This is a genomic window from Profundicola chukchiensis, from assembly GCF_029664245.1.
GTDB lineage: Bacteria > Bacteroidota > Bacteroidia > Flavobacteriales > Weeksellaceae > Profundicola > Profundicola chukchiensis.
Window position 1 is genome coordinate 215,384 of the sequence record NZ_JANAIE010000001.1, and the last position, 23,253, is coordinate 238,636.

Sequence of the window (23,253 nt, forward strand, 5' to 3'; positions counted from 1 at the left end):
TATTTTTAAACTTTTAATTATTGGTAAATTTCATCTATGAGTTGGTTTAACTCGATTAATTCCTCTTGTTGTACAGGTGCTTGTTCGTGTAATGCTTTTTCTAGCAACACCAACATCCTATCTATTTTTTCTTGTTTGGCTCCAGTTTTTAATTGAAGTCTATGACTAAAAGTACTATCTAGTTTTGTGGTATCAATCAGCAATTCGGTTCTCACCCTATTTAAGAAATAAACTGCCTTTTTGTGTGCCATATCCTTGTTGCTACCTTCTTGTAAATATAAATTTCCGATGGTTTTAACAAACTCTGCCGAAGTATTTCTGAGAGGCTCTATAATGGGAACAACACGCTGTCTTCGCTTCGCATGGAAAATTACAAATAAAAACAAACTGAATAAACTTAAATACCAAGCATATCTCAATGGTTTTTGATTAAGAATAAATCTTAAAACTGATGAACTTTCCACCTCTGGAGCATGCTGAAACCAAAGCGTTTTTCTATCAGGCAAATAAGAAAACACATTTTCAGTGTATTTATAATCTTCATCATTCAGCATATAAAAATTACTCAACATCATAGGTTCAGTGTGATAGAATAATTTCCCTTTCCCGAAAGCTACTTCAATAAAAACAGCCACATCATCTTCATTTCTTCCTATACTCGTCCCTAGAATTTTGGTTGTACTTGGATCATGTTTTCCAATGCCTATATTCCCTGGATATTCTTTTATATAAATGGAATTATTTTCGAATTTCCGATCGGTTAGTTTTAAGTTATTATGATATTGATACAAGGTGTTTTCTAAATCAAAATTCAGCGTATCCATCACGATTGGATTCATATCATAATCAACAACAAAAACATGATCTCCTTGATGTATTCTATCTAACATCTTTTTCCAGCCTTGCTCGGTTACATAGCGTGTAACAATCAATATATTCAGTGGTTCAGAGACTTCTTCGTTGGAGAAATATTCATAAGGTGTTTCGCTGATGCGCTCTATTTTATGATTTAATAACTCATCTACCTCATCATTAAAAACAGAAATACCAAAAGGCGATTTACTATCAACATCAAAGCTTTTTCGCCAATCAATTATTTCTGTTTTATTCAACTGCAATAGAGATAAAACTAGAATTACAACGCCTAAAAGGACCAAATATATTCTAATGGATTTACTCATAGTTCTTGATTAAACTGTGAAACTCATTTTTATATCTAGCGTAGGTTTCCTCGTCTACGGCAAAATCTCCATACCACACATAATCAAAAATATGGGTAAGGCGCTTAAAAGTCTTATCATGGGGTGTACCTTTTAATTCTCTAATATAATCTAGGTTGGTTTTATCTGGATCCCAAGTAAGTAACTTCTTGTCATTAAAAATCTTTAATAGCTTAAGATATTGATATCTTGTCGCAAAACGATAGTTATTCTCTGCTTCATATTTAGAAATAAGTGCATTCAGATCAATTTCGTGGATATTTTCTTTAATGGTTCTCGCCTCTGGATTAATCTCTTCGTTCTTCTTACTAAAAATCCAATTTCCGTCTTTTTTAAGTAAATAATTTATAGCCCAGTACAGGACTAATCCTACAATTCCAAAAGAAAGGATGCGCATCACCCAAACGGTAATATTATTGATGGAAGAAACGTCGGTATCGACCAAGAAATTAGAAAAGAATCTAGCTAGCCAATCTGTTAATTTATCCCACAGCGAAACTTTTGGTTTTGTACGTGTATAATCATAATCAGCAGATGTGTACTTTTCTTGAAACTCATCTTCAAAACTACGCGGGCGTATATTTTCGTCTAAATGATATTCTGATTGTTTTAATCTTTCTCTTGTTTTTAAATGCTTATTCCCGTCAACCGTCTCTACCACATAAGGCGAAACTTGATTATCTGGCGTTTCATGTGATTGAGCTAGGCTAAAAACACTTATAAAAATGATATGTAAGAATAACTTAAACTTCACTCGTTCCTAAACTATCGATTTCTGAAAATTGTATATTTCTATGTAAATCCTTTCTAGAGTCATAGTACATAAATCCAGTATTGATGTAGACCAAATTAGTTAGAACTAAAGAAGCTACAATGGAAAACGCATAAATAGATATAACAACTATCGCTATTAACATATCGCTTTCATCCGCTAATCCTGCAGGTTGGAAAAAATCAGCACTCCCAAGAACTATCATTGGTAGAAAGCTAAAAATTGAAGTTATAACCTGAATTAAAATATACATGATGGCCAATGAACCCCAATATTTCCAAAAGCTTTTGCTACCTATAGTACTATTCATAGCATATGAAATGGACCTAAAAAATCCCTCGTCTGTATGATAATGGTGAAAAAATGCAAAGTTGATAATGTTCATCACTGCTGGAACTAGCAATATCATTAAAAGAAAGCCTATTAAAATGAACATTAACGCCATTGAAATACTGAAGACAATCAACATAATGGGCATAATAATGAAAAGCATTCCTAGGAAGAAAATTAAAAACTTAGGAATCACACTCTTTAAATCTGCAGTCATCTCATCCAGTGAAACTTCCGTGGCTTCAGTCTCAGAAATTCTTTTCATATAAAGCACTGGAAACGAATAAGAAACCATACTCAGCAAGACAAAAACGATAAATGTTATGATGCTTACTAATATAAAAACGCTTGTATTTTCAGCGAAATAATCTTCAAAGAAAAACTGTTCTCCGCCTAAGTTACCACCGAACATCTGACTAAAAAACTCACCATAGCCAATAAAAACAACAACCATTAACAAGATGATTATCAAACCATTTAGAATGATGTATTTTTTAAAATAATCTCTACCATAAAGCTTCACGAAATCAAAAGTGGCCGAGATCAATTCTCCAAAATCTCTATTTTTATAAAACTGCATGGGCTTTTAATTTTTTATGAACACGAACCGGATAAATAACATAGTAATAGAATATGAATCCCAAAGTTCCGAAGATGATGATTAAATTTAGGATTAGTGGCATACTGAGCGCATGACGAGTAACAAAGCCTTCTAAAATGCCTGCAATTACCGTAAAAGGCAAAACGCTAAGAAATATTTTAAATGACTTTTTAAAACCTATTTTAAACGAATTGTAGCGTGAATAAGTCTTTGGAAACAAAATAGACGCTCCCAATATAAATCCTGCCATGGCTTCTATGACCATACCGAAGATTTCAAAAGCGCCGTGAATCCAAATTCCGCGCATACTCGTTCCCAATACTTCTTGCTGCTGAAACATATATTGAAAACTTCCTAACATGATACTGTTGTACATTAAAACCAATAAAGTACCGATTCCGCCAAAGATTCCATAGAGATAAAGCTTTGCACCTACCATGACATTATTTTTAATAATCCCAATGGCAGATCCCCAAGTGGAACCACCTTCATAAACAGCAATTGGATTTCCATCTTCAATGTTCTGTTCAGTCATGAAAACATAATCATCTCCAAGAATTAAGCGCACAAAATCCTCATCATAATGTGTTGAAACAACTCCAATTCCTATAAAAAACGCAAAAACAGCAAATGCAAACCAAAGAAACTTCCTATATTCATAGGCGATTAATGGAACTTCTGTTTTAAAAAATTCAACAATTCGATTAGACTCTGTTCTTTTGGTTTTATAAATTTTTTGATAAATCGAAGTCGCTAAATGATTAAGATAAATCTTTGTTTTACTTTTGGGGTAATATGTTTGTGCAAAAGAAAGATCGTTGATAAGGTTAATATAAAGAGAAGATAGTTCATCTGGATCCTTTTTAGTTTTTCCAGTGATAACCTCCTCGATTTCCAACCATTTTTCTTTATTTTGTTTTATGAAAGCAACCTCACGCATACCTCGCTAATTTAATTTAAAATATGAATGTAATTGCAATAAATACCTCACAAAATGTAAATTTAGACTTTAGCGTGGCTAGTTTAGGTGATCGTATTCTTGCTTTTGTCATTGATTGGATTGTAAAAATTAGCTATCTCCTATTTCTGTTCTTCATTTTTAATTATGTTTTACCGCTCGATAATATCATCAGAGGATGGGACAGCTGGTCTGTAATGGCATTTTTTGGGATTATTCTTTTGCCTGTAGAACTATATACCTTAGTTTTTGAGAGCTTAATGGAAGGTCAAACACCAGGCAAGAAGATGGCAAAAATTAAAGTGGTTAAAAAAGATGGATACCAAGCGAAATTCAGTGACTATCTTATCCGTTGGTTCTTTAGATTAGTCGACGTGTTTCTGAGCTCTGGTTTTGTAGGTTTAATGAGCATGATATTCTCACCTCACAATCAAAGATTAGGTGGTATAGCAAGTGGAACAGCAGTTATTTCTCTTAAAAGCAAGGTAGGGATTGATCACACTATTATTGAGGATATAGATCTATCATATCAACCAAGATTTCAACAAGTATTGGCCTTATCTGATCGCGATATGCAAATCATTAAGACCAATTACCAAAATTCTCTTTTGCGCAAAGATTATCAAGTTATTAGCAAGCTAGCTCAGAAAATTAGAGAAATCACTAACATTCCAGATCAGCGCCCTGAAATTCAAGACATCGAATTTATTAATATTGTGATTAAAGATTTTAACTATTATACTGGAAAAGAGAATTAGAAATCTTTTTTATTCGCTTTATATTGAATTAAGAAGATAGGTACAATTACCCAAAGAATTAATATACTCAAGGCAATAAAAAAACCTTTGCTACTCCCAAAAAACTCTTTAAAAATAGCTCCGGTATATCCCAGTAATGCTGCAATATCTAGTTGTAATAAGATTAATATTCTAGATAAATCAATCGGGTTAAATAAGCTCATAAACAGAGTTGGCTCTTCGAGTGGGTATTCCTTGAAAACCATTACAGAAAGCAAGAAAATACCATCGTAGATAACTGCCATAAATAGCCATAATAAGATAGCATAACCAAATCCTTTGATTTTATTTTCATTGCTCAAACCAATTAAATAGGCCAAGGCAGTGAAAATTAAAGTTAGAAAACTACCAGATAAAATCAACAGTAGAAACTTTCCTAGACTAGATGAATCGAACAAGCCATAGGCAATAAAAGGGATTCCTAGACCTAGCACCAAACTCATCATTAAAGACAAAGAAAGCCCAAGATATTGACCTAAAAATATCTTTGAACGCTTGATAGGTTGCGCCAAGAGAAGTTCTGTAAATTCTCTAGAATCGTAGTAATACATCACTCCGAAAATAGTGGCAATCAATGGCACCAAAATAATAATGATGTTCATTAAAGTGATAATACCTTTAGATAAATCGTTGTTAAGAAATAACAAGACAAAACCTAATACCAAATAAAACGCGAAGTAGACATAACTCCAACGGCTTCGCATTAAATCGTAAAAACTATATTTCAGTACTTTTAGCATGTTTTCAAATTTTAGGTGCTTAATAAAACACTTTAGGCTACACTCTTGTTAGCAGTTAGGAGTTTTGCCATAGCTCTTTCTAGGCTAGTTTCTTCGGTTTTCTCGTTCAAACCTTCTAAGGTTCCTTTGTAGTAGATGGTTCCTTCGAGTAAGAAAATAATTTCATCAGCCATTTCCTCTACAAAAGAGATAATATGGGAAGTTATCAAAATCAACTTTCCTTTTGCTTTGGTTTCACGAATAAGATTTTTTAGGTGTAACATCGCCACTGGATCTAGACCACTCGTAGGTTCATCTAAAATCACAATCGGTGAGTCGAACATAAAAGTTAAAACTAAATTCACTTTCTGTTTGGTTCCACCCGAAAGGTTGTTTAATTTCTTTTTAAGGAAAGGTTGCAAGCCAAACAATTCAATGAGAGGAGTTTCATCGGCATCATTTCCACGAATATCCTTAATCATTTTTATTAATTCGTGCACCTTTAGATTCCCTGGGAAGTTGGCAATTTGTGGTAAATAGTCGATATCATTTCGGTAGGAGGCATTTTTCTCAATATCAATTCCATTGACCGAAATACTTCCTTTATCCTTGATTACCATTCCTAAAATGGTTTTGATAATCGTAGTTTTACCCGAACCATTAGGTCCCAAAACTGCATAAATCTTTCCTTGTTCTACGGAAATATTAACGCCTTTCAGCACTTCTTGTTTGCCGAATTTTTTATGTAAATCTTTAATTTCTATCATGGGTATGGTTGCATTTTTGGTTTAGCATCTACCAAGTCATCTGGTGTAAATACAGGAGAAACCTTTTCAGAGAAATTGATGATGTCTACAAACAAACTTCTTAATAAAATAATGGCCTCAGGAGCTTTTTCCACAATGTAGGCAAAGAGCTTAACAGGACGATATGGAATATCACCAAAACCATCTTTATCTAGATCATAGCCTGTGTATTCGCTCCAATAGTTTTCATTAAATAAATTATCATTCAAGTTACTATTATAGGACATGTCGAATGAATTATTAGAGAAATTATTTCCTTTAAAGTTGTTGGTATAAGCAGCTCCGTGGAATTTGAGCGCCCAACCATTGCCATTAAATTTATTTCCGAAATAATTGATTCTTGTAGAACCCTCCACCTGAACTCCGATGGTATTTTCCTCAAAAATATTATCTAAAATTTCGGCGTCATATATTTCTTTTAAAAGAAGTCCATATGCAGAAGTTCCCCAATTTTTCTTGAAGATATTCTTTTCCATGTGGATCCTTTTAGAGAACATCACTGCCACGCCGGTTCCGTTTTCTTTAAAAGTATTACCAAAGTATTTGTCATCATTAGAAAACATAAAGTGAAGACCGTAACGCAAATTGTTATGACTCACATTATCACGAATGATACAATTATCTGCGAATTCAAAATAAATTCCATCGCGAGCGCCAGAAATATCGTTTCCAATGATTTCAACATAATGTGAATACCATAAATGAATTCCATTTCCAGAATTATACTCATCTTTTGCAATTCCTCGAATATTGTTATTAATCACTTTTCCGTTGGAGGATTTAGCTAAATAAATTCCAAAGAACATATCGCGCAGGGTAAGATTTTCGAGTCTAAAGTGCTGTGAGTTTGAAACTCTAATGGCCGCCCAATCATTGGTGTAGCTTAATCCTACATTCTGAACTGTTAGGTTTTTTAAAGTAACATGATCTGATTTAATATGAAAAATCTGACCTTTTTTCATTCCATCTACAATCACTCCATCTTCCCCGATAATGGAAAGCGGTCGAGTAATTTCGATGTCAATTTCGTTATAAGTTCCTTTAGCGACCTTGATTATATCATTATCCTCGGCCATAGCAATGGCAGATTTAATGCTTTTGTACTTTTCGTTTGCGCCCACCTTAATGGTTTTTGCAAAGCCTAAAGTCAAACCAAATAACAAGAAAATGAGACTTAGATTTTTCATTCAATTATGCTTATCCAATGTTTTATTTAACCAAGATTTTTCTTAATTAATTTAAAGCAGCTTAATGATGAGACATTTCGTGCTTGGTTTGCACACTTTTTATTCCTTCGAAATCATAAACTTCTCCACCATTTTCAGCTTGAGAAGCATCAGCTAATTCTTTGGTTGAATATGCCGTAATATTTGCCCCCATAGGACTAGGCATATTTTCACTCACCAAAAAATAAGAAGATTTGGCATCTACCAAAACGCCAGGATTATCCATGGTACAAGTCAAAATATGTGAATAAGCCTTGTCTTGGTTTTCGTGCATATAATTAATCATACATTCACTAGAATCGAATTTGTGCACCTTTCCTTTATCCGTAACCAATTCGGTACCGTAGGGTTTATCCATGATATTCATGGAACAAAAATCGCATTTATCTGAACCAAAATTGATTTCTTTAGGCCCTGAACTACAAGCCATAATGCTTAGCAAGAATAGACCAAATATAAATTTATACATGAGTGATTTTTTTTTTAATTAATAATTATTTTGAGCAAGTTCTTTCTTCCCTAAGAAATAAGCAACTAAAGACAAGGCAATTCCAGCACCCATAATGAATGCTCCAATTCCTGGATAAGAGTGTGCGATAAAGTTTAATATTTGTTTACTACCGTAAAATGGAGGTTGAAAGCCCATTGGGTTTCCATCTTCATCTGTAAATTTCATGATGGCATTAGGGTCTAAATCGTTTCCATAGTTACGCTCCCAGATATAGAAATCAATCATACCTGCTGTGGCTAAAAGAACCATAAGAATAAACCATCCTAAAAACCATTTATAGTTTTTGAAAGCTCCAATCAAAACACCTGCTAATGACATAATTCCGATAACAATCGGGAAAATAACAAACTCAGGAATCGTCTCTGGGATGAATTTCATTCCAACATAGTGGTTCATGAGATTGATGTTTTTAATATCATCTGGGTTGTAATCTTGGAATTTATAAATAAAAATATCCATACTTAATGGTCTCGGATACTGTGGCGCTTCGAGTGTAATACTCCATAACGGAAACACAAACAAAGCCAACAGTAATAGCGCAGAGACAATCATTAATATTCTTGATAGTTTCATGGGGTTTGTTTTTTAATGTTATTGTAATGAGTCTTTATGGTTTACAATACATTTCTTAAAAGAAAAAGGGCAGAAAACTTGTATTACGTCTCCTGCCCCAAAAATTGAAAAAAGTATATTTTATCTCTTTTTTAGCAAGAATTACTCACTTAAAATTAGATTTATTCTGACTCTGCTTGAGCGTCTTCGGCTTTCTTCTGAGATGCTGCTGCCTCACCTAAACTCCAGTGTAGTGGCGTATTAGATCCAGCTGCAGATACCCTTACATATCCTGCCATCTCTTGGTGTAGTGCCGAACAGAAATCTGAACAATAGAATGGCCAAACTCCAACTTGTTTTGGTTCCCACAGTAAGGTTTCTGTTTGCCCTGGCATAATCAACAACTCAGCATTATTAGCTCCAATCATTGCAAATCCATGTGGCACATCGAAGTCTTGTTCTAGGTTGGTGATGTGGAAATAAACCTTGTCACCTACTTTGATTCCTTCGATATTATCTGGCGAGAAGTGAGATCGAATCATCGACATATAAACATGTACTTCGTTTCCATTTCTCTCTACTCTACCTTCACCATCAGATTTAATACTATGTGGGTGCTTGTTATCCTCTAATTTGAAATACTTAACAGATTTATCCATTAACATTTCTGCTGGCAATGCACCTGCATAGTGAGGTTCACCAATAGTTGGGAAGTCTAATAATAACTCCATTTTATCACCTGTAATATCAAATAGCTGAGCCGAATGCGCTAACTCTGGACCTGTTGGTAAATATCTATCTTTAGTAATCTTGTTCATAGCTAGTAAGTATTTACCATAAGGTTTTCTTGTATTACCACCTGGAATCATTAAGTGACCTGGAGAATAATAAGTTGGTTTTCTATCTAACACTTCCCAAGTTCCTAATTTCCATTTTACAACTTCAGATGAGATAAAGAAGGTTGTATAAGCATTTCCTTTACCATCAAATTCTGTATGCAATGGTCCTAATCCTGGTTGTTTAACAGTACCTGCCAAAACATCTTCGAATTTCAAGATTGGAATACCATAAGCATCACCATCAAATTTCTTGTTTTCGATAGCATCAATCATCTTAGTGAATGAGTGAACTGTTAAGTCAGCTGATAATTTACCATTTCCGATAATGTATTCACCTGTTGGGTCAACGTCACAACCATGTGGAGATTTTGGAGTAGGAATAAAGTAAACCAAACCTGGCACATCTGCTGGGTCGATTACTCTTACTTCTTTTTTCCATTCAGTGGTTGCCATGTGCGTTTCCTCGTCATATTTGTTATGTGCATAATGCGCTGGAACCGTTTTGAATTTTCCATCTTTAATCGCTTGTTCTGCTACTTTCCAGTTAACAGCAGCAATAAAGTCCTTGTCGTTTTGAGATGCGTTCACCTCTTGTAGTGTGTGTGCTTCCTCTGTATTATAAGTTGTAAAGAAGAACCAACCATGTGATTTATCTCTACCTGGGTGAGCTAGGTCATAATTGAAACCTGGCATTAAGATTTGGAATGCAATATCCATTTCACCCGATTCTTGATCTACTGATAAGAAAGACATACTTGCCTTAAAGTTACCTTTAGCCTCGTTGATTGGCATATCTTTTTGAGGCGTTGGAACCGCAAACCTTGTATTTGCTACAACATACTCTGTGTTCTCTGTAATGAAAGATGAAGAGTGGTTACCTGCACTATGTGGAAGCTCAATTACCTCTACAGTTTCGAAGGTTTTAAGGTCGATTCTCGCAATACGTGGTGTATTGTTACCGTTCATAAATACCCATCTACCATCAATCTCTCCATTGGTTTGAGATAAATCTGGGTGGTGTGTATCATCCCATGGAATCATACCATAAGATGTCATTAATAATGGCTTGGTTTCCTCATTATATCCATATCCTTTTTCTGGATCTTGAGATAAAACTGGAATTACCTTAAGCAATCTACCAGATGGCAAACCATAAACTGCCAATTGCCCACTGAATCCTCCTGATAAGAAGGCATAGAACTCATCGTACTCTCCTGGAGCAACATAAACTCTCTCTGCAGCGTTACTAGCTATAGCTCCAGAGCCTTGACCTGTTTTCGCGTCTCTACTTTTGTTACAACTGACCGTAATGGAGGTTGCAAACACAAGTAGGAATAACTTAAATAAAATGGAATTATTTCTCATGTGATTATTGTTTTTCGTCTCGAAATCTCAACTACCCCATTAGAGGTAATTGTATTATTTATTTAGAACTTACTCAATCGTTCTAATGTACTCTAACACCTGGCGTGCCTCTTCTTCAGTTAAGTTTTGGTTGGCCATAGGAGCACCATTCGCTTCTGCTAATAATTGTTTAGCAATTGGGTCTTTTTGTGTCATTTCTTCTGGGTTTAAGATCATGTTCATAGCCCATTCTGGTGTACGACGATCTAATAAACCTTTTGGTGCAGGACCAATAAATTTCTCTGTTGGTTTGTGACAAGCAGTACATTTTGCTTCATATATGGTTTTACCCTTTGCTGCCATATCTTGGTCAATCGTTTCAGGTATTTCAAGTGACTTAATCGGCCCAATTCCTTTGTTAGACATTGGGTCATTTGGATCAGCTGTTTCTGGTGCATCTAGCTGAGGTGCTGACTGCTCTGTTTCTGTTGCTCTGTCTTTAGCATAATCTGGTGCTTCTTCCTTTCCACCACAGCTAATGATAAACATACTCGCGATTGCGCTTAATACAATTACTTTTTTCATATCTATTATTTTTATTGTTTTAATTTCTTGTACAAATTTAAGTCAACAACTAAGGCCTGTTTATGACTGCAATCACAAACACACCAAAATATGTATGACATTTAGCATATAAAAGACTAAATACTCCTTTATTTTGTCCTACTAAGTTAGGTATTTAACAAAAGTTATCAAAAATAAACTTTACGTTTTCTGATTTCTAAAAGCTCTTCCTGCTCCATTTGCTTGATCGTACGTATTACGGTTTCAACTCTTAGCGCCGTAAGATTCGCGATTTGCTGACGTGTTAATCGGATTTCCTCTCGTGTTTCTTTGGTCTTAAGTTGATCGAATAGCGTCAATATTCTATGTTGAGGATCATGGAGAGAAATCTCAGAGGACATAATGGATTTAAAGTAAATTATCTCACTTAAACCCTTGACAATAGCTTTTAAAAATTGTGGATTATCTTCTAATAATTGATAAAAGCTTTCTTTGTTCAATTTTAAAATCTCCACATCTGTTTTAGCTACTGCAGTAGATGGATAAGGCTTGTCTATGAATAAAGGTGGCGTTCCTAAACTTTCTCCTTCGTTAAAAATCTTATGAGTGAACTCTTTTCCTCCTTCGCTCAAGGTATAAATACGAACCGTACCTTTTAATAAGTATAAAAACGATGTTGGGTTTTCTCCGGCTTCAAATATGAAATCATCCTTTTCTAATTTTTCTACTACGGCTCCGTATTTTATTAATAAGTCTTTATTCATGTGCTTTGGAATAAATATAAAACTAAGTTCTATATATTTATTTCCCAAATTGAATCTAAAATTTAGTCTATAAAAGAAAAGCCTCAAATTTCAAATTGAAATTTGAGGCTTAATTATTTTAATAAAATTTATTTAATATTAAGACTTTTCTAGGCCATTGATAAATTTATTTACCAATCCTTCTGAAACTCCCATATTGCTATAACCACCGTCATTGTATAAGTTCTGTAATGTAACACGCTTCGTAAAGTCACTAAACATCATCACACATAAATCTGCACAATCATCTGCAGTGGCATTTCCTAAAGGAGAAACTTCATCTGCAATTTGCAAGAATCCGTCGAATCCAGAAACACCTTGACCTGCTGTAGTAGCTGTAGGAGATTGAGAAATTGTGTTCACACGTACTTTCTTTTCTTTACCCCAGTAATATCCAAAGCTTCTAGCAATCGACTCTAAGTATGCTTTGTTATCTGCCATATCATTGTATCCAGGATAAACTCTTTGGGCTGCGATATAAGATAAAGCTAAAATACTTCCCCAATCGTTCATACAATCTTTGTCCCAAGCAGTACGCATTACCTTATGGAAAGAAACCGCAGAAATATCCCATCCTTTGGTCAACCAATCGTAATTCATTTCGGTGTAATGCTTACCTTTTCTTACGTTGATACTCATTCCGATAGAGTGTAAGATAAAGTCAATTTTACCGAATTTTTCAATGGCAACATCGAACAAGTTACTTAAATCTTCCATAGATGTAGCATCTGCTGGCACAACCTCGCTACCAGTATCTTCTGCCAACTTGTTGATTTCGCCCATACGTAATGCCACTGGGGCATTGGTAAGAACAAATTCAGCACCTTCTTCATGACATCTCATTGCAGTTTTCCATGCAATAGAGTTCTCATCTAATGCGCCGAAAATTATTCCTTTCTTTCCTTGTAAAATTCCCATATGATTTGAATTAATCGTTAAATTTAAATGTTTGTGGCGAAAGTGCCAAAACTCTGTGCTAAGTCTAGCTCTAAAAAATGTTTTATAAATTGAACTTGGCCTCTATGGTTGGTCTATTAAATACATGAGAAACAATCTCTAACTTATCATTTTGGAATAAGTATAAATCATCGATAAAGAAAAAGCTAAAATGTTGTGATTCCACATCAAAGATACCAAAAGCTTCCTTGTCTTCACTCCATAAAACGATGCCTTCTCTCCTCATTTGCATGTCATTTATTTTGTAAGATACAATATCATACTCATAAATCATTCGATTCATTTTATCTAAAATACCAACCGAAAGATCAACATGCGTATATTTTTGATCAGATTTTAACCAAAACCAAGGGTATTTGCCAGTGAAAAGCATGCCTTCTTTAGTTTCTTCGGCATAGCCCACAATGGTTTTATCATCTCTTAATCTATATTTCTTTGTTTTAATTCGCACGTCGCAAAAGTAGAAATTTATTTCGAAAACTAAGTTGATAGCCCTAATCTAGCAAATTGTATATTTGCATTACTTGACTAATTAATTTGAAAAAAGCCGTAATTTTTTACAAGGATACCGACAACATTGGAGACGATGTTCAAACCTATGCCGCTTGGCAATTGTTGGGTGGTGTTGATTATATGCTAGACCGTGAGTCACTGAATAATCCCGGTATCGACGAAAAAGTAAAGTTACTCTGCAATGGCTGGTTTATGAAAAATCCAGAAAACTGGCCGCCTCATAAGGATTTAGAGCCTTTGTTTATTTCTATGTATGTGGATCATAAACATGGATGCTATGAGAAAATGCTATCCCAAGAGCTTGTTCCCTATTATCAAAAACATGCTCCGATTGGGTGTAGAGATAAAAACACTTTAAAGTTATTTAAAAACTTAGGAATAGAAAGCTATTATTCTGGATGTGTAACACTTACTCTACCTCAATACAAAGGAGAAAGAACAGACGAAATTCTTTTAGTGGATCCATTTGTTAAGATTTTTGATAAAAAATACACGGAAACTCAAATCAATCGATTAATTCCAGAAAAATTTAAAAATAGAATTAGTGTTATAACTCACCATGATTTCGAGATGAAACATTTAACTATAGAAGAAAGAATGGAGAATGTAGAGAAATTATTAGAGCGATACGCCAAAGCAAAACTCATTATCACGTCGCGCATTCATTGTGCTCTTCCAGCTACGGCTATGGGAACTCCAGTGTATTTTATGGATGTTGGTTATGACAGAAAACAAGCACACGATAGATTAGAAGGTTTGCTGGATTTGTTTGAAGTTGTTGATGACACACATTTCCCAGCGAGCAGCAATCAACCTTTGACTAAGATTCAACGCAAGTTGGGCTTATATTCTAAGTCAGCAATAAAAGAAAATCCCATTGATTTTGATTTAAAACCAGAAACGATGAAGAAGTTTGAAAATAATTTTAAAAACGCCTCTCTTTTGGCTGACGGAATTAGATTTAAAGTGAAGGAGTTCTTTAATGAAAACTAAGAAAGTCCTTTAAAAAATTCATTTTATACGTGCTTTAATTTGCAGTATATTTGCAATTCATGAAAACATGGAAGGATTATCTTGCCCTACCTTTTATTGGGCTTATCCGCTTATATCAGTTATTAATTTCGCCTTGGTTGGGTAGCAATTGTCGTTATCAGCCAACTTGTTCTCAATATGGAATTGAAGCCTTCAAAAAACATGGTGTTTTTAAAGGAGGATGGTTAACCATTAAGCGAATTTCTAGTTGTCATCCTTGGGGTGGAAGTGGCTATGATCCTGTTCCAGAAAAAGAAGAAAAATTATGATAGAATTGATGGGGTATTTCACCTTTGGAGGTTCAGAGGGTATCGATTTAGGCTTTCTAACTTTACATTATTACAGTCTTATGTGGATTGTAGCCTTTGTTTTAGGTTGGTTTATCATGGCCAAAATCTTTAAAATTGATGGGGCTTCAAAAGAATTATTAGATCCTTTGTTCTTATACACTTTTGTTGGAGCCATAGCTGGTGCTAGATTAGGTGAGTATGTATTTTATGATCCCATGGCTTTCATAGAACGACCGTTAGAAGTCTTTTTACCCATCGTTTATTCTCCAGGAGACTCTTGGCTATTCTTACAAGATTATAAGTTCGTTGGATTCATGGGCTTGGCCAGTCACGGAGCGGCTGTAGGTCTATTAATTGCGATGTATTTATTTACGCGCAAACATTTAAAGGGCAAATCTATGCTTTGGATAATAGACCGATTAGCCATTGTTGTACCTATCGGAGGAGCTTTCATTCGCGTTGGTAACTTCATAAATTCAGAAATTGTTGGTAAGCCTAGTGATGTAGCATGGGCCGTTTTATTCCAAAATCAAAGCCCTGATTATGGTCCGATTGTTCCACGACATCCCGCACAATTATATGAGGCGATTGCTTATGTGATTTTATTTGGAATCATGTGGTACATCTATAGATATACTAAGAAAAAATATCAATCAGGATTCTTGTTCGGATTTTTCTTTATGGCATTATGGTTAATTCGTTTCACCGTGGAATTCTTCAAAGAAGATCAAGGTGTAGAATGGGTAGCCGACACATTAGGCATGAGTCTTAATAATGGTCAGGTATTGAGTATTCCTTTGATTATATTAGGAATCATTATATTAGCAACTTCTAAAAACAGAATTCAAGATGAAAATAATTCTTAATTTATTATTTGTATTGGTTTTAATGTTCACTTTTTCTTGTAAAAGCGAAACTGAAAGTTCTACGCAAGTTGATAGAAATGAGCCAATCAATATTGAGTTCATTAAACAAGGTGAACTATCTTTAATCAACAATGATTCTATTATCAAAAAGCTTGATATTGAGCTAGCTAAAACAGATAATAAGAGAGCCATTGGTTTAATGAATCGTAATTCTTTAGAAGAAAATCAGGGAATGTTGTTTGTTTTTCAAGAGGATAACATGAGTGGATTTTATATGAAAGACACTAGAATATCATTGGATATCATCTACTTAGGCGAAGACAGTACTGTGATTTCAATTTCTAAAAATCGTCAACCTTTTGATTTAAATTCTGAAGGAGCGCCTTCACCTTATCGTTATGTATTAGAAGTAAACGGAGGTATGTCTGACGCTTGGGGCATCAAAGAAGGTGTTACCAAGATCAATTGGACTGAGAATTTGTAATTTATTCGCTAAAAAGTTTTAGATTTAAATACTAATTAAAAATTGAAAAATATGAAAATGTTAAAAGAATTTAAGGAATTCATTATGACCGGAAACGTTATCGACCTGGCCGTAGCTGTTATTTTAGCAGGTGCTGTTGGTTTGGTTGTTAACGGGTTTGTGTCTGACATCATGATGCCTGTAGTAGGTCATTTCTCTGGTGGAATGGACTTCGCAGACATGAAAACCGTACTAGACCCTGCCGTAGGTGTTGAGGGTGAAGAAGGATATCAGCCTGAAAATGCTATTTACTATGGTAGATGGATCAACTCAATCATTAACTTGATTACAGTGGGTGCGGTATTGTTTATGATTGTTAAGGCGTATAACAAGACTAAAAAGCCAAAAGCTGAGCCAGCTCCAGCAGGACCTACTCAAGAAGAGTTATTATCTGAAATCAGAGATTTATTAGCTAAGAAATAAATTCTTAACATTATAAAATAGAAGCCGAATTGAGAAATCAGTTCGGCTTTTTTTATAGAGTCAATTGTTTCGAAAGCTAACGTGTCCAATTCATTAGTTAGGTGTTCTACTTATTTAAAAAAATAGACACAAGGTTGAATGCAGCCCGGATGGCAGCGGCATTGGGCATACTAGAAGCATCTACAAAAAACAAGAGAAAAGAGTGGCGTGCTTGCACAAACTCCTTTTCTCTTGAGTTTTTGTATGCTTATGGGCTGAACAATACAGCGAAAAGCCGGAATAGCTGCCCTAAAAGAAAAGTTAATTAAAATGTACAGAATGACCTTTCAAATCCTGCAAAGTGTTTTAGAGTTGAGCTTTCTTACGCTAAAAGGCTTAATAACCAGTTCTCATATCTACAGACTGTAGCCCTTATTAAGTTTAAAGTAGGTTCTAGAGATAATAATCTGAAATCAAGTAATTGAGTTGGTTCAACAAAAAAAGCGTCAACTATTTTCGATGAAAACAATTGACGCTTTATTATAAAATTTATTGTCGCTTCTTAGTAGCCGAAATAGAATGGATTTCCGAAATCAAACCCTAAACTGATAAGGTGTCCGTCGCCAGCTTCTTTTGAGATGTCGGTTAATCCCATTTTGTATGCATAGCCTAAACGAAGTTTACCAATTTCTAGGTTGATAAGTGGCGTAAGACTTAAGGTTTGTGTTCCTGTCTCGTCCATGTCTGTTCTATAGTTTACACCTAATCTCACTGCATTGTGACCCATAGCAAATCTAGAGCGCATCGTAATATCTACTTGACGCTCTGAGTTGGAGTTAAGATTCATTAAAACTGATGGCTCTAATTGGATTCCATCTGCAATGTTCCACTTATATCCCGCTTGGAAATAATACCAAGTTGGAAGTGGCTCGATAGAGTTCACAATAGGTCGGTTATCACCCAAAGGCATATCTAACACTGAAAATCCTACATAAACGCCATTGTATTGAACATTGGCACCTAAGTTAAAGTAAGACAAGAAATAGCTCGTGTCTTGTAAATATGGATCTTCTGGGTGCTGAGCATTCCACTTTGTTCTGTCAAAAACCTGAGAGATTCCGTTGTAGGAAAGACCGAATGAGAATTGATTTTCATCTTGGTCGTCATAGTAGCTAAAACCATCTCCAATAGGAATATGATAAGCTGCCGAAACATTTACTCCTCTAAGACTAGTCGCACCGTTTCTATCATTGAAAGCATGAAAACCTGCTGCTAATCGATTAGATACACGTCCATGTGCACTCAATGTTTGAGTAGATGGCGCATCTTCTAATCCTGCCCACTGAGAATAATGTGTTCCTCGAACTTTTAAGATCTCTGCGTTGGATCCAGCAAATGATGGATTTATTAAATAATTGTCGGCCACCAAATAATGCTCGTAGAATGGTAAGCCTTCCTGTGCATTTATCTGTTGTACAAACAACAAGCAAAAGGTGGCGAATAATATATTTTTAACTCTCATTATCAATTTCTCATGTTCTTTTCAGATTCTACAAATATAGTTTTCTTGCTGAAATTGCCCATATCTTTGTTATTCAAAAACACTTTCATAACGTAATTATTTATAAAAGATTGCTTTATCTATTTTTAACAGTGATATGACCCGTTGTATTTCTACCGTCGGCAAGCTCTAGCAAATACCAGTAATCTCCAGATGGTAATGTCCTACCATGTGATTTTCCATCCCATCTAAAGCTAGTTTTATCATTCGAAGATTCTTCTTGGAATAAAAGCTTACCATATCGATTGTAAACTGAGAAAGTAGATTTCTGTACATTCCCTGCTTCGTCTCTAAAGGCATCCATAAATGGAACTACGAAATAATCGTTTAGACCGTCATCATTTGGCGTAATTACATTCGCAACATTCAATACTAGGGTTGACATTCCAACACCATCACAACCTGCAACTACAGATCTCACCATTACATCGTACATACCTGGTGTCAAGTTGTCAAATGTTGGACTTTGCTGCCAATCTATACCGTTGATAGAGTATTCGAATGGTCCGTCACCTGAAGCTACTACTGTAATACTATTGTTAGTTGTATTTAAGCTTGTAATAACTGGCACAGCAATCGACTCAAAATCAACTGTTGCTTCGTTTGAACAAGTTGTATTTGGATCTGTTACAGTTAAGGTAATAGTTTGATCACCTGCTTCACCATCAAGTTGAACGGTTTCACCATTTCCTAAAACATTTCCTAATCTATCTTTCCATTCATATGTTAATTCCGGGTTGAATCCTTGCGCCGAAATTACTAGAGAATCCGTTGCACAGAACGCAGTGGTTGGTGCTAAGATTTCTGCTAATGGAATCGGGCTAATTACAACATCGAATTGAGTGATAGATGGACATTTTCCATCTGCAACAACTCTAACATAAACAGTTCCCGCTACTAATTGAGCATTATCTGGATCGATAGGGTTTCTATCATTTTGAGCATCTGCCTCACTTGTATGATAAGAAATCCAATGGTTAGTATTCTCATTAGTAACTAAATCAGCCATTGATGTTAAATCAAAAGTACCGGTTCCAAATCCATCGTCACACGCTTCTAGCGGTTCGATGTTAGCATTCACTTGTGTTTGCTCTCCTGGAGTTAAAGTTACTGATGTATAGTTAACACATGCGTTAGCTGTTCCTGTTTCTTCTACTCTAACAAATACTTCTAATGGCAATGTTGTAATGTTATTTGCATCTACTTGAGTAAATACGTCATCGTCATTTTCGGCACCTGCTTGTGAGTTGTGATATGAAATAGATACACCAGCTGTTGAATTCACAACTATGTCATCTAAATCTCTCAAGGTAAATGCATAAGTTCCATCAAATTCCGGATCACAAACTTGGAACTCTAAGTTTGTATTTACCGCTGGTAAATCTTTAAGCTCTAATTGTAATTCTGTAATTGAAGTACAATTCTGATCATTTGAAACTAAAACATAAATTGTAGTAGAACCAGAATCATAGCTTGTTGGGTTGGCAATGTTATTCGCATTGGCATCTATAGCATCTTGCTCAGTTAAATAATAAGCAAAGTTGAATCCAGCAGCATTTGCTAGGATATCATCATTAGCTAAAGTTAAATCCCACGTTTCTGTATTATCTTCGTCGATATCACACAATTCAAGTGTTGCTGGCGTTAAGGTTAATCCTTCATCAACAATCACATCAAATTGAGTTATCGCAAAACAACCTTCGGCATTTTCAACTCTCACATAAACTGTAGTTGTTCCTGTGTTAAAGCTGTGATCTGCCGGGTTATTAATTAATGGCGTACCATTTCCAGCATTTGCTTCTGTTGTATGATAAGTAACTGTTAAGGTTGTATCCCCACCAGTGATTACATCTTCGTGAATTGTAATATCAATAGATTCTGATCCATCATCAAATAAGTCACACACCTGAATATTCTCTGGCATGTTGGCTACCGGTTGATCGTTGTGATTAAGTGTTAACTCAGCAACAGCAAAACATCCGTTGGCGTCTTCTAATCTTACATAAATAACTTCTCCATTAACTGTACTTGTATACTGCGTTGGGTCGGCAACCTGATCGGCTGTATCATTATTTTCAGCTCCTGTTAAGCTTGTAAAATATGATAAGTTAATTCCAGTTTGTCCATTCAATAAATCAGCATCGGCATCAGTCAAGTTAAAGACATAGTTTCCATCAACATCAGCACAAATAGCTAAATTCGCTGGCGTAATTTCAGGACCTGCATTTAAAACCAATTCGATAGTTGTCATTTCCTCACAACCATCAGCGGTGCTAACTACCACCCAAATTGTAGTTGGGCCAGATTCAAATGCAGTAGCATTGGCAATAGCATTATTTCCGCCGATAGCATCTTGCTCGGTTGGATAATGTGTAAATGTAAAGCTTGCTGAGTTTGGAATAATATCATCACTTACCTGCGTAAGGTCGAAAACCTCTAAACCATCATCTCCAACATCACATAAAGTAATTGTTGCAGGCGTAAGCTCTAATCCCTCTAATAATGCAACTGGCATGGTCAACACCTTATAACATCCATTTCCATCTAAAATTACAATGTAAATCTCTGTTGTATCTGGTGTTAAGCTATAAGCAGTTGGATCAGCAATAGCATTATCTGTATCATTTTGGCTAGCGTCATCATAATTTTCGTAATAAACAAAAGTTACATCTGGTGCACCACCTAATATATCCTCTTCGCTACCTGTTAAATCAACCACCTCAACACCTAATTCACCTGCATCACAGAACTGAATTGGGTTGTCGAAAACATAGGCCGTTGGTCCATCGTTCACTTCAAGCGTTAGCTCAGCAATTCCATAACAACCTTCTTCGGTTTCAATTCTCACCCAAAGCGTAGTTGTCGTGTTAATTGTATATTCCGTAAGGTTTGTACCTGTTAAGAATTGATCGTTTCCATCTTGTGCATCTGTTTGATTTTCGAAGTAGTAGATATCATAAAACTGACCTTCTAAGAAATGATCATTAAATGAATTTAAATTATAAACTACGTCTGTAGCATCTGGAGCAATACATTGTGTCTCCGTTAAATCTTCAGGCTCTAAATCTGCCAAGAAATTCAAGGTTAAATCAAGTATTGAGTGACAACCATTAGCTTCATCTTTAACTCGAACATATACTGTTCTTGAGCCTGAAACAAATGCATCTGGAGTATCAATCAAAGCAGCTTCTACTCCCATATCCGCAGCTCTACGGTTGGTATAATATCCTTCAATCACCCAATCTGGCTGACCATCTGTCACTAAGTTAGTGTAAGAAGGTAAGTTCCAAGTTGTTTCACCTGAACCATCTACATCACATACTTCAATAACAATATCTTCAACTTCTGGAGAATCGTAGTCAAATGTAATATCAATTCTATCCGATACTACTACAGGATCTTGACCACAAATATCATAAGTTACAACAACTGTATAGAATGTATCTTGAGTTGGATAAATATCTAAGTTTCTAGTTTGTCCTACTAAAACATCATTTTCATCAAACCATTGAATCGTAACTGGCATTTCATCACCATCTGGAATAAATCTCCAAGCCTCCTCTTGCGCTGACCAGTTTCCAGTATTTCTACCTGGTGCCACTGCAAATTGACCTTGGTTTGCACCTTGAAGACCAATTAGTGAATTTCCATCATTCCAAGAAGGACATGCAGGTTTGTTGTGAATGTAAACGTCTATATAGTTAGAGCCTTCCCACAGTACAATTTGCTGTGATGTTGTAGCGCCTGCCTGACAAGAGCTACCAAATAATGGAATATTACTGTAGTTTACAACAAACATTCTACAAGGATACTCTCCTTGGAATCCATATGAGAATTGCGCACTAGGATCTGCACTACTTGACGCAATATTTATATCGTGATAAGCACCATTAATGGTGTTTAACATATGCGTGGTATTGGTCGGTAAAGTTTCATCGTAACTCCATTGGTCAAATTGATTTGCATAACTTAAATCAAAGTTAATTCTACCATTAGCTCCTACGACTAAAGCATCTCGCTCTTGACCGAAGAAACAGAATCTATAGCCTGGGATATCACCTTGTGCATCTGGGAAATTCACAACAGGACCATAATAATCATCTTGCGTAATATCCACACCGGCACCATCCGTCACTGGATAAGGCGGTTGGAAAGGAATGGATTGAACAATATATGATGTAGTTTCTTTCATTGGAGCATAATCTGCACGTAATCTCATTCTACCACCTTCTTCTAGAGGATAGTTACAGTTAACGATTACATCACTAGATTCTTCAATGAAGTCCACACCTGTTACGGACGGACAAGGAACGTTAGTATCAAAAGTAACTCTAACTAAAAATGTATAAGATTTCGTACAGTCTGGATTACCCGAGGCATCTGTTACAGTAAAAGTAACGGTATAGGTTCCCGCATCTGTATAGGTATGTGTAGCATCAGTTCCTGTAGCAGTGGTTCCATCTCCAAAATCCCAAGTATAGGTAGCTCCAGTACCATCTTGCGAGAATTCAGCACTACCTGTAAAAGTCACCGTTTCTCCCTCCAATACAGTTACACCACCACTCTCGTCCATTTCTGGAATGGTTGTTACGTTTGGCGTAATAGCTTGACAAGGTACAGCACAACTAATTTGCGCTGACCATCCTGGACCAGGACCTACCGCATCTGAAATAAATTCGACGGTTAAACAACCACTTGGGTTGATAGATAAGTCCGAAGCATGGATTCCGTTTTCCTCACCTGGGCGCATACCACCGATGTAAGTCCCAATAAGAGGTGCTGTTGTATCATCTCCATCGTAGATATTCATGAAATCTGCCCCCGAACGTGTCATGGCCAAAATATCATCGAAAGTAAGAATCGTGGCATTATTTGGCTCAGTAGTTCTATCAGGACAAATGGTAAAAACTAAGTTTTCATCATTCTGGAACGGGTTCGCCGGCCCTCCTGAATCATAGAAAGTCCCTGAACATGTTGTAACACTTCCATTTTCCATCCAATATTCTTGGGCGTTTATGAAAGTAAATAATATGATGAAGGGTAAAAGTAAAAGTCGTTTCATTATAA

At 35.6% G+C, this 23,253-nt stretch carries 22 protein-coding genes; 6 read left to right on the plus strand and 16 right to left on the minus strand.

Translation table 11 applies throughout. From position 1 onward, the window contains the following. Nucleotides 1-17: 17 nt before the first annotated feature. Genes NLM59_RS00900 through NLM59_RS00915 form a run of 4 tightly spaced genes read right to left on the minus strand, consistent with a single transcriptional unit; the run spans nt 18 to nt 3,863 of the window. A complete protein-coding gene (locus NLM59_RS00900) occupies nt 18-1,181 on the minus strand; it encodes a hypothetical protein (RefSeq protein WP_304415854.1) in 1,164 nt (387 codons plus the stop codon). Continuing rightward, nucleotides 1,174-1,974 (minus strand): DUF4129 domain-containing protein, encoded by an 801-nt coding sequence (locus NLM59_RS00905; protein WP_304415855.1) that lies wholly within the window; start codon nt 1,972-1,974, stop codon nt 1,174-1,176. Before NLM59_RS00905 ends, NLM59_RS00900 begins: the two co-directional genes overlap by 8 nt. Further along, the gene (locus tag NLM59_RS00910) at nt 1,964-2,902 is read right to left on the minus strand and encodes a hypothetical protein (RefSeq protein WP_304415856.1); all 939 of its coding nucleotides are present in this window, start codon (nt 2,900-2,902) and stop codon (nt 1,964-1,966) included. The genes NLM59_RS00905 and NLM59_RS00910 overlap by 11 nt, the downstream gene beginning before the upstream one ends. Next, entirely contained in the window at nt 2,889-3,863 is a 975-nt protein-coding gene (locus tag NLM59_RS00915; RefSeq protein WP_304415857.1) for a stage II sporulation protein M, read from the minus strand. Before NLM59_RS00915 ends, NLM59_RS00910 begins: the two co-directional genes overlap by 14 nt. A gap of 23 nt (nt 3,864-3,886) precedes the next feature. On the opposite strand from NLM59_RS00915, the gene NLM59_RS00920 reads away from it, so the two are divergent. Next, nucleotides 3,887-4,639 (plus strand): RDD family protein, encoded by a 753-nt coding sequence (locus NLM59_RS00920; RefSeq protein ID WP_304415858.1) that lies wholly within the window; start codon nt 3,887-3,889, stop codon nt 4,637-4,639. Here the strand turns inward: NLM59_RS00920 and NLM59_RS00925 are convergent. The 10 genes from NLM59_RS00925 to NLM59_RS00970 all read right to left on the minus strand — a co-directional run bounded on the left by NLM59_RS00925 (nt 4,636) and on the right by NLM59_RS00970 (nt 13,450). Next, nucleotides 4,636-5,418 carry an ABC transporter permease gene (locus tag NLM59_RS00925; protein WP_304415859.1) on the minus strand — a complete coding sequence of 261 codons (783 nt, stop codon included), beginning with the start codon at nt 5,416-5,418 and terminating at the stop codon, nt 4,636-4,638. The two genes, NLM59_RS00920 and NLM59_RS00925, sit on opposite strands and share 4 nt — an antisense overlap. A 32-nt stretch (nt 5,419-5,450) precedes the next feature. Beyond that, nucleotides 5,451-6,164 carry an ABC transporter ATP-binding protein gene (locus NLM59_RS00930; RefSeq protein WP_304415860.1) on the minus strand — a complete coding sequence of 238 codons (714 nt, stop codon included), beginning with the start codon at nt 6,162-6,164 and terminating at the stop codon, nt 5,451-5,453. Continuing rightward, on the minus strand, nt 6,161-7,390 hold the full coding sequence (locus NLM59_RS00935; protein ID WP_304415861.1) for a nitrous oxide reductase family maturation protein NosD: 1,230 nt from the start codon (nt 7,388-7,390) through the stop codon (nt 6,161-6,163). The genes NLM59_RS00930 and NLM59_RS00935 overlap by 4 nt, the downstream gene beginning before the upstream one ends. Before the next feature lie 61 nt (nt 7,391-7,451). Next, nucleotides 7,452-7,898 (minus strand): nitrous oxide reductase accessory protein NosL, encoded by a 447-nt coding sequence (locus NLM59_RS00940; RefSeq protein WP_304415862.1) that lies wholly within the window; start codon nt 7,896-7,898, stop codon nt 7,452-7,454. Between the two features lie 18 nt (nt 7,899-7,916). Continuing rightward, entirely contained in the window at nt 7,917-8,513 is a 597-nt protein-coding gene (locus NLM59_RS00945) for a hypothetical protein (protein ID WP_304415863.1), read from the minus strand. A 161-nt stretch (nt 8,514-8,674) separates the two neighbouring features. Further along, nucleotides 8,675-10,696, minus strand: a complete 2,022-nt coding sequence (gene nosZ, locus NLM59_RS00950; protein ID WP_304415864.1) for a Sec-dependent nitrous-oxide reductase — start codon at nt 10,694-10,696, stop codon at nt 8,675-8,677. Nucleotides 10,697-10,765: 69 nt separating this feature from the next. Then, entirely contained in the window at nt 10,766-11,260 is a 495-nt protein-coding gene (locus NLM59_RS00955) for a c-type cytochrome (RefSeq protein ID WP_304415865.1), read from the minus strand. A gap of 167 nt (nt 11,261-11,427) precedes the next feature. Next, the gene (locus NLM59_RS00960) at nt 11,428-12,003 is read right to left on the minus strand and encodes a Crp/Fnr family transcriptional regulator (RefSeq protein WP_304415866.1); all 576 of its coding nucleotides are present in this window, start codon (nt 12,001-12,003) and stop codon (nt 11,428-11,430) included. Between the two features lie 138 nt (nt 12,004-12,141). Continuing rightward, nucleotides 12,142-12,960, minus strand: a complete 819-nt coding sequence (locus tag NLM59_RS00965) for an enoyl-ACP reductase FabI (protein ID WP_304415867.1) — start codon at nt 12,958-12,960, stop codon at nt 12,142-12,144. Between the two features lie 82 nt (nt 12,961-13,042). After that, nucleotides 13,043-13,450: a YopX family protein gene (locus NLM59_RS00970; protein ID WP_304415868.1), complete on the minus strand. Its 408-nt coding sequence runs from the start codon at nt 13,448-13,450 to the stop codon at nt 13,043-13,045. An 86-nt stretch (nt 13,451-13,536) separates the two neighbouring features. Here NLM59_RS00970 and NLM59_RS00975 point away from each other — a divergent pair, with 86 nt between their 5' ends. The 5 genes from NLM59_RS00975 to mscL are packed head-to-tail and all read left to right on the plus strand — an operon-like array spanning nt 13,537 to nt 16,646. Further along, complete coding sequence (locus NLM59_RS00975; protein WP_304415869.1) at nt 13,537-14,505, plus strand: polysaccharide pyruvyl transferase family protein; 969 nt, start codon at nt 13,537-13,539, stop codon at nt 14,503-14,505. Between the two features lie 59 nt (nt 14,506-14,564). Next, entirely contained in the window at nt 14,565-14,813 is a 249-nt protein-coding gene (gene yidD / locus NLM59_RS00980; protein WP_304415870.1) for a membrane protein insertion efficiency factor YidD, read from the plus strand. Then, nucleotides 14,810-15,700, plus strand: a complete 891-nt coding sequence (gene lgt / locus NLM59_RS00985; protein ID WP_304415871.1) for a prolipoprotein diacylglyceryl transferase — start codon at nt 14,810-14,812, stop codon at nt 15,698-15,700. The genes yidD and lgt overlap by 4 nt, the downstream gene beginning before the upstream one ends. After that, on the plus strand, nt 15,684-16,184 hold the full coding sequence (locus NLM59_RS00990; protein WP_304415872.1) for a DUF192 domain-containing protein: 501 nt from the start codon (nt 15,684-15,686) through the stop codon (nt 16,182-16,184). Before lgt ends, NLM59_RS00990 begins: the two co-directional genes overlap by 17 nt. Before the next feature lie 57 nt (nt 16,185-16,241). Then, complete coding sequence (gene mscL / locus NLM59_RS00995; protein ID WP_304415873.1) at nt 16,242-16,646, plus strand: large conductance mechanosensitive channel protein MscL; 405 nt, start codon at nt 16,242-16,244, stop codon at nt 16,644-16,646. A gap of 541 nt (nt 16,647-17,187) precedes the next feature. Here the strand turns inward: mscL and NLM59_RS01000 are convergent. Together NLM59_RS01000 and NLM59_RS01005 are read right to left on the minus strand one after the other, a co-directional pair. Continuing rightward, nucleotides 17,188-18,147, minus strand: coding sequence for a PorP/SprF family type IX secretion system membrane protein (locus NLM59_RS01000; protein ID WP_304415874.1), 960 nt, complete (start codon nt 18,145-18,147; stop codon nt 17,188-17,190). A 115-nt stretch (nt 18,148-18,262) separates the two neighbouring features. Next, nucleotides 18,263-23,248: a PKD domain-containing protein gene (locus NLM59_RS01005; protein WP_304415875.1), complete on the minus strand. Its 4,986-nt coding sequence runs from the start codon at nt 23,246-23,248 to the stop codon at nt 18,263-18,265. Nucleotides 23,249-23,253: the final 5 nt, after the last annotated feature.

Bases quoted from the DNA above. Each gene is read 5' to 3' on its own strand.
- NLM59_RS00900 (WP_304415854.1), bottom strand. From the start codon at position 1,181: ATGAGTAAATCCATTAGAATATATTTGGTCCTTTTAGGCGTTGTAATT.
- NLM59_RS00910 (WP_304415856.1), bottom strand. From the start codon at position 2,902: ATGCAGTTTTATAAAAATAGAGATTTTGGAGAATTGATCTCGGCCACT.
- NLM59_RS00915 (WP_304415857.1), bottom strand. From the start codon at position 3,863: ATGCGTGAGGTTGCTTTCATAAAACAAAATAAAGAAAAATGGTTGGAA.
- NLM59_RS00920 (WP_304415858.1), top strand. From the start codon at position 3,887: ATGAATGTAATTGCAATAAATACCTCACAAAATGTAAATTTAGACTTT.
- NLM59_RS00925 (WP_304415859.1), bottom strand. From the start codon at position 5,418: ATGCTAAAAGTACTGAAATATAGTTTTTACGATTTAATGCGAAGCCGT.
- NLM59_RS00930 (WP_304415860.1), bottom strand. From the start codon at position 6,164: ATGATAGAAATTAAAGATTTACATAAAAAATTCGGCAAACAAGAAGTG.
- NLM59_RS00935 (WP_304415861.1), bottom strand. From the start codon at position 7,390: ATGAAAAATCTAAGTCTCATTTTCTTGTTATTTGGTTTGACTTTAGGC.
- NLM59_RS00940 (WP_304415862.1), bottom strand. From the start codon at position 7,898: ATGTATAAATTTATATTTGGTCTATTCTTGCTAAGCATTATGGCTTGT.
- NLM59_RS00945 (WP_304415863.1), bottom strand. From the start codon at position 8,513: ATGAAACTATCAAGAATATTAATGATTGTCTCTGCGCTATTACTGTTG.
- nosZ (WP_304415864.1), bottom strand. From the start codon at position 10,696: ATGAGAAATAATTCCATTTTATTTAAGTTATTCCTACTTGTGTTTGCA.
- NLM59_RS00955 (WP_304415865.1), bottom strand. From the start codon at position 11,260: ATGAAAAAAGTAATTGTATTAAGCGCAATCGCGAGTATGTTTATCATT.
- NLM59_RS00960 (WP_304415866.1), bottom strand. From the start codon at position 12,003: ATGAATAAAGACTTATTAATAAAATACGGAGCCGTAGTAGAAAAATTA.
- NLM59_RS00965 (WP_304415867.1), bottom strand. From the start codon at position 12,960: ATGGGAATTTTACAAGGAAAGAAAGGAATAATTTTCGGCGCATTAGAT.
- yidD (WP_304415870.1), top strand. From the start codon at position 14,565: ATGAAAACATGGAAGGATTATCTTGCCCTACCTTTTATTGGGCTTATC.
- lgt (WP_304415871.1), top strand. From the start codon at position 14,810: ATGATAGAATTGATGGGGTATTTCACCTTTGGAGGTTCAGAGGGTATC.
- NLM59_RS00990 (WP_304415872.1), top strand. From the start codon at position 15,684: ATGAAAATAATTCTTAATTTATTATTTGTATTGGTTTTAATGTTCACT.
- mscL (WP_304415873.1), top strand. From the start codon at position 16,242: ATGTTAAAAGAATTTAAGGAATTCATTATGACCGGAAACGTTATCGAC.
- NLM59_RS01000 (WP_304415874.1), bottom strand. From the start codon at position 18,147: ATGAGAGTTAAAAATATATTATTCGCCACCTTTTGCTTGTTGTTTGTA.
- NLM59_RS01005 (WP_304415875.1), bottom strand. From the start codon at position 23,248: ATGAAACGACTTTTACTTTTACCCTTCATCATATTATTTACTTTCATA.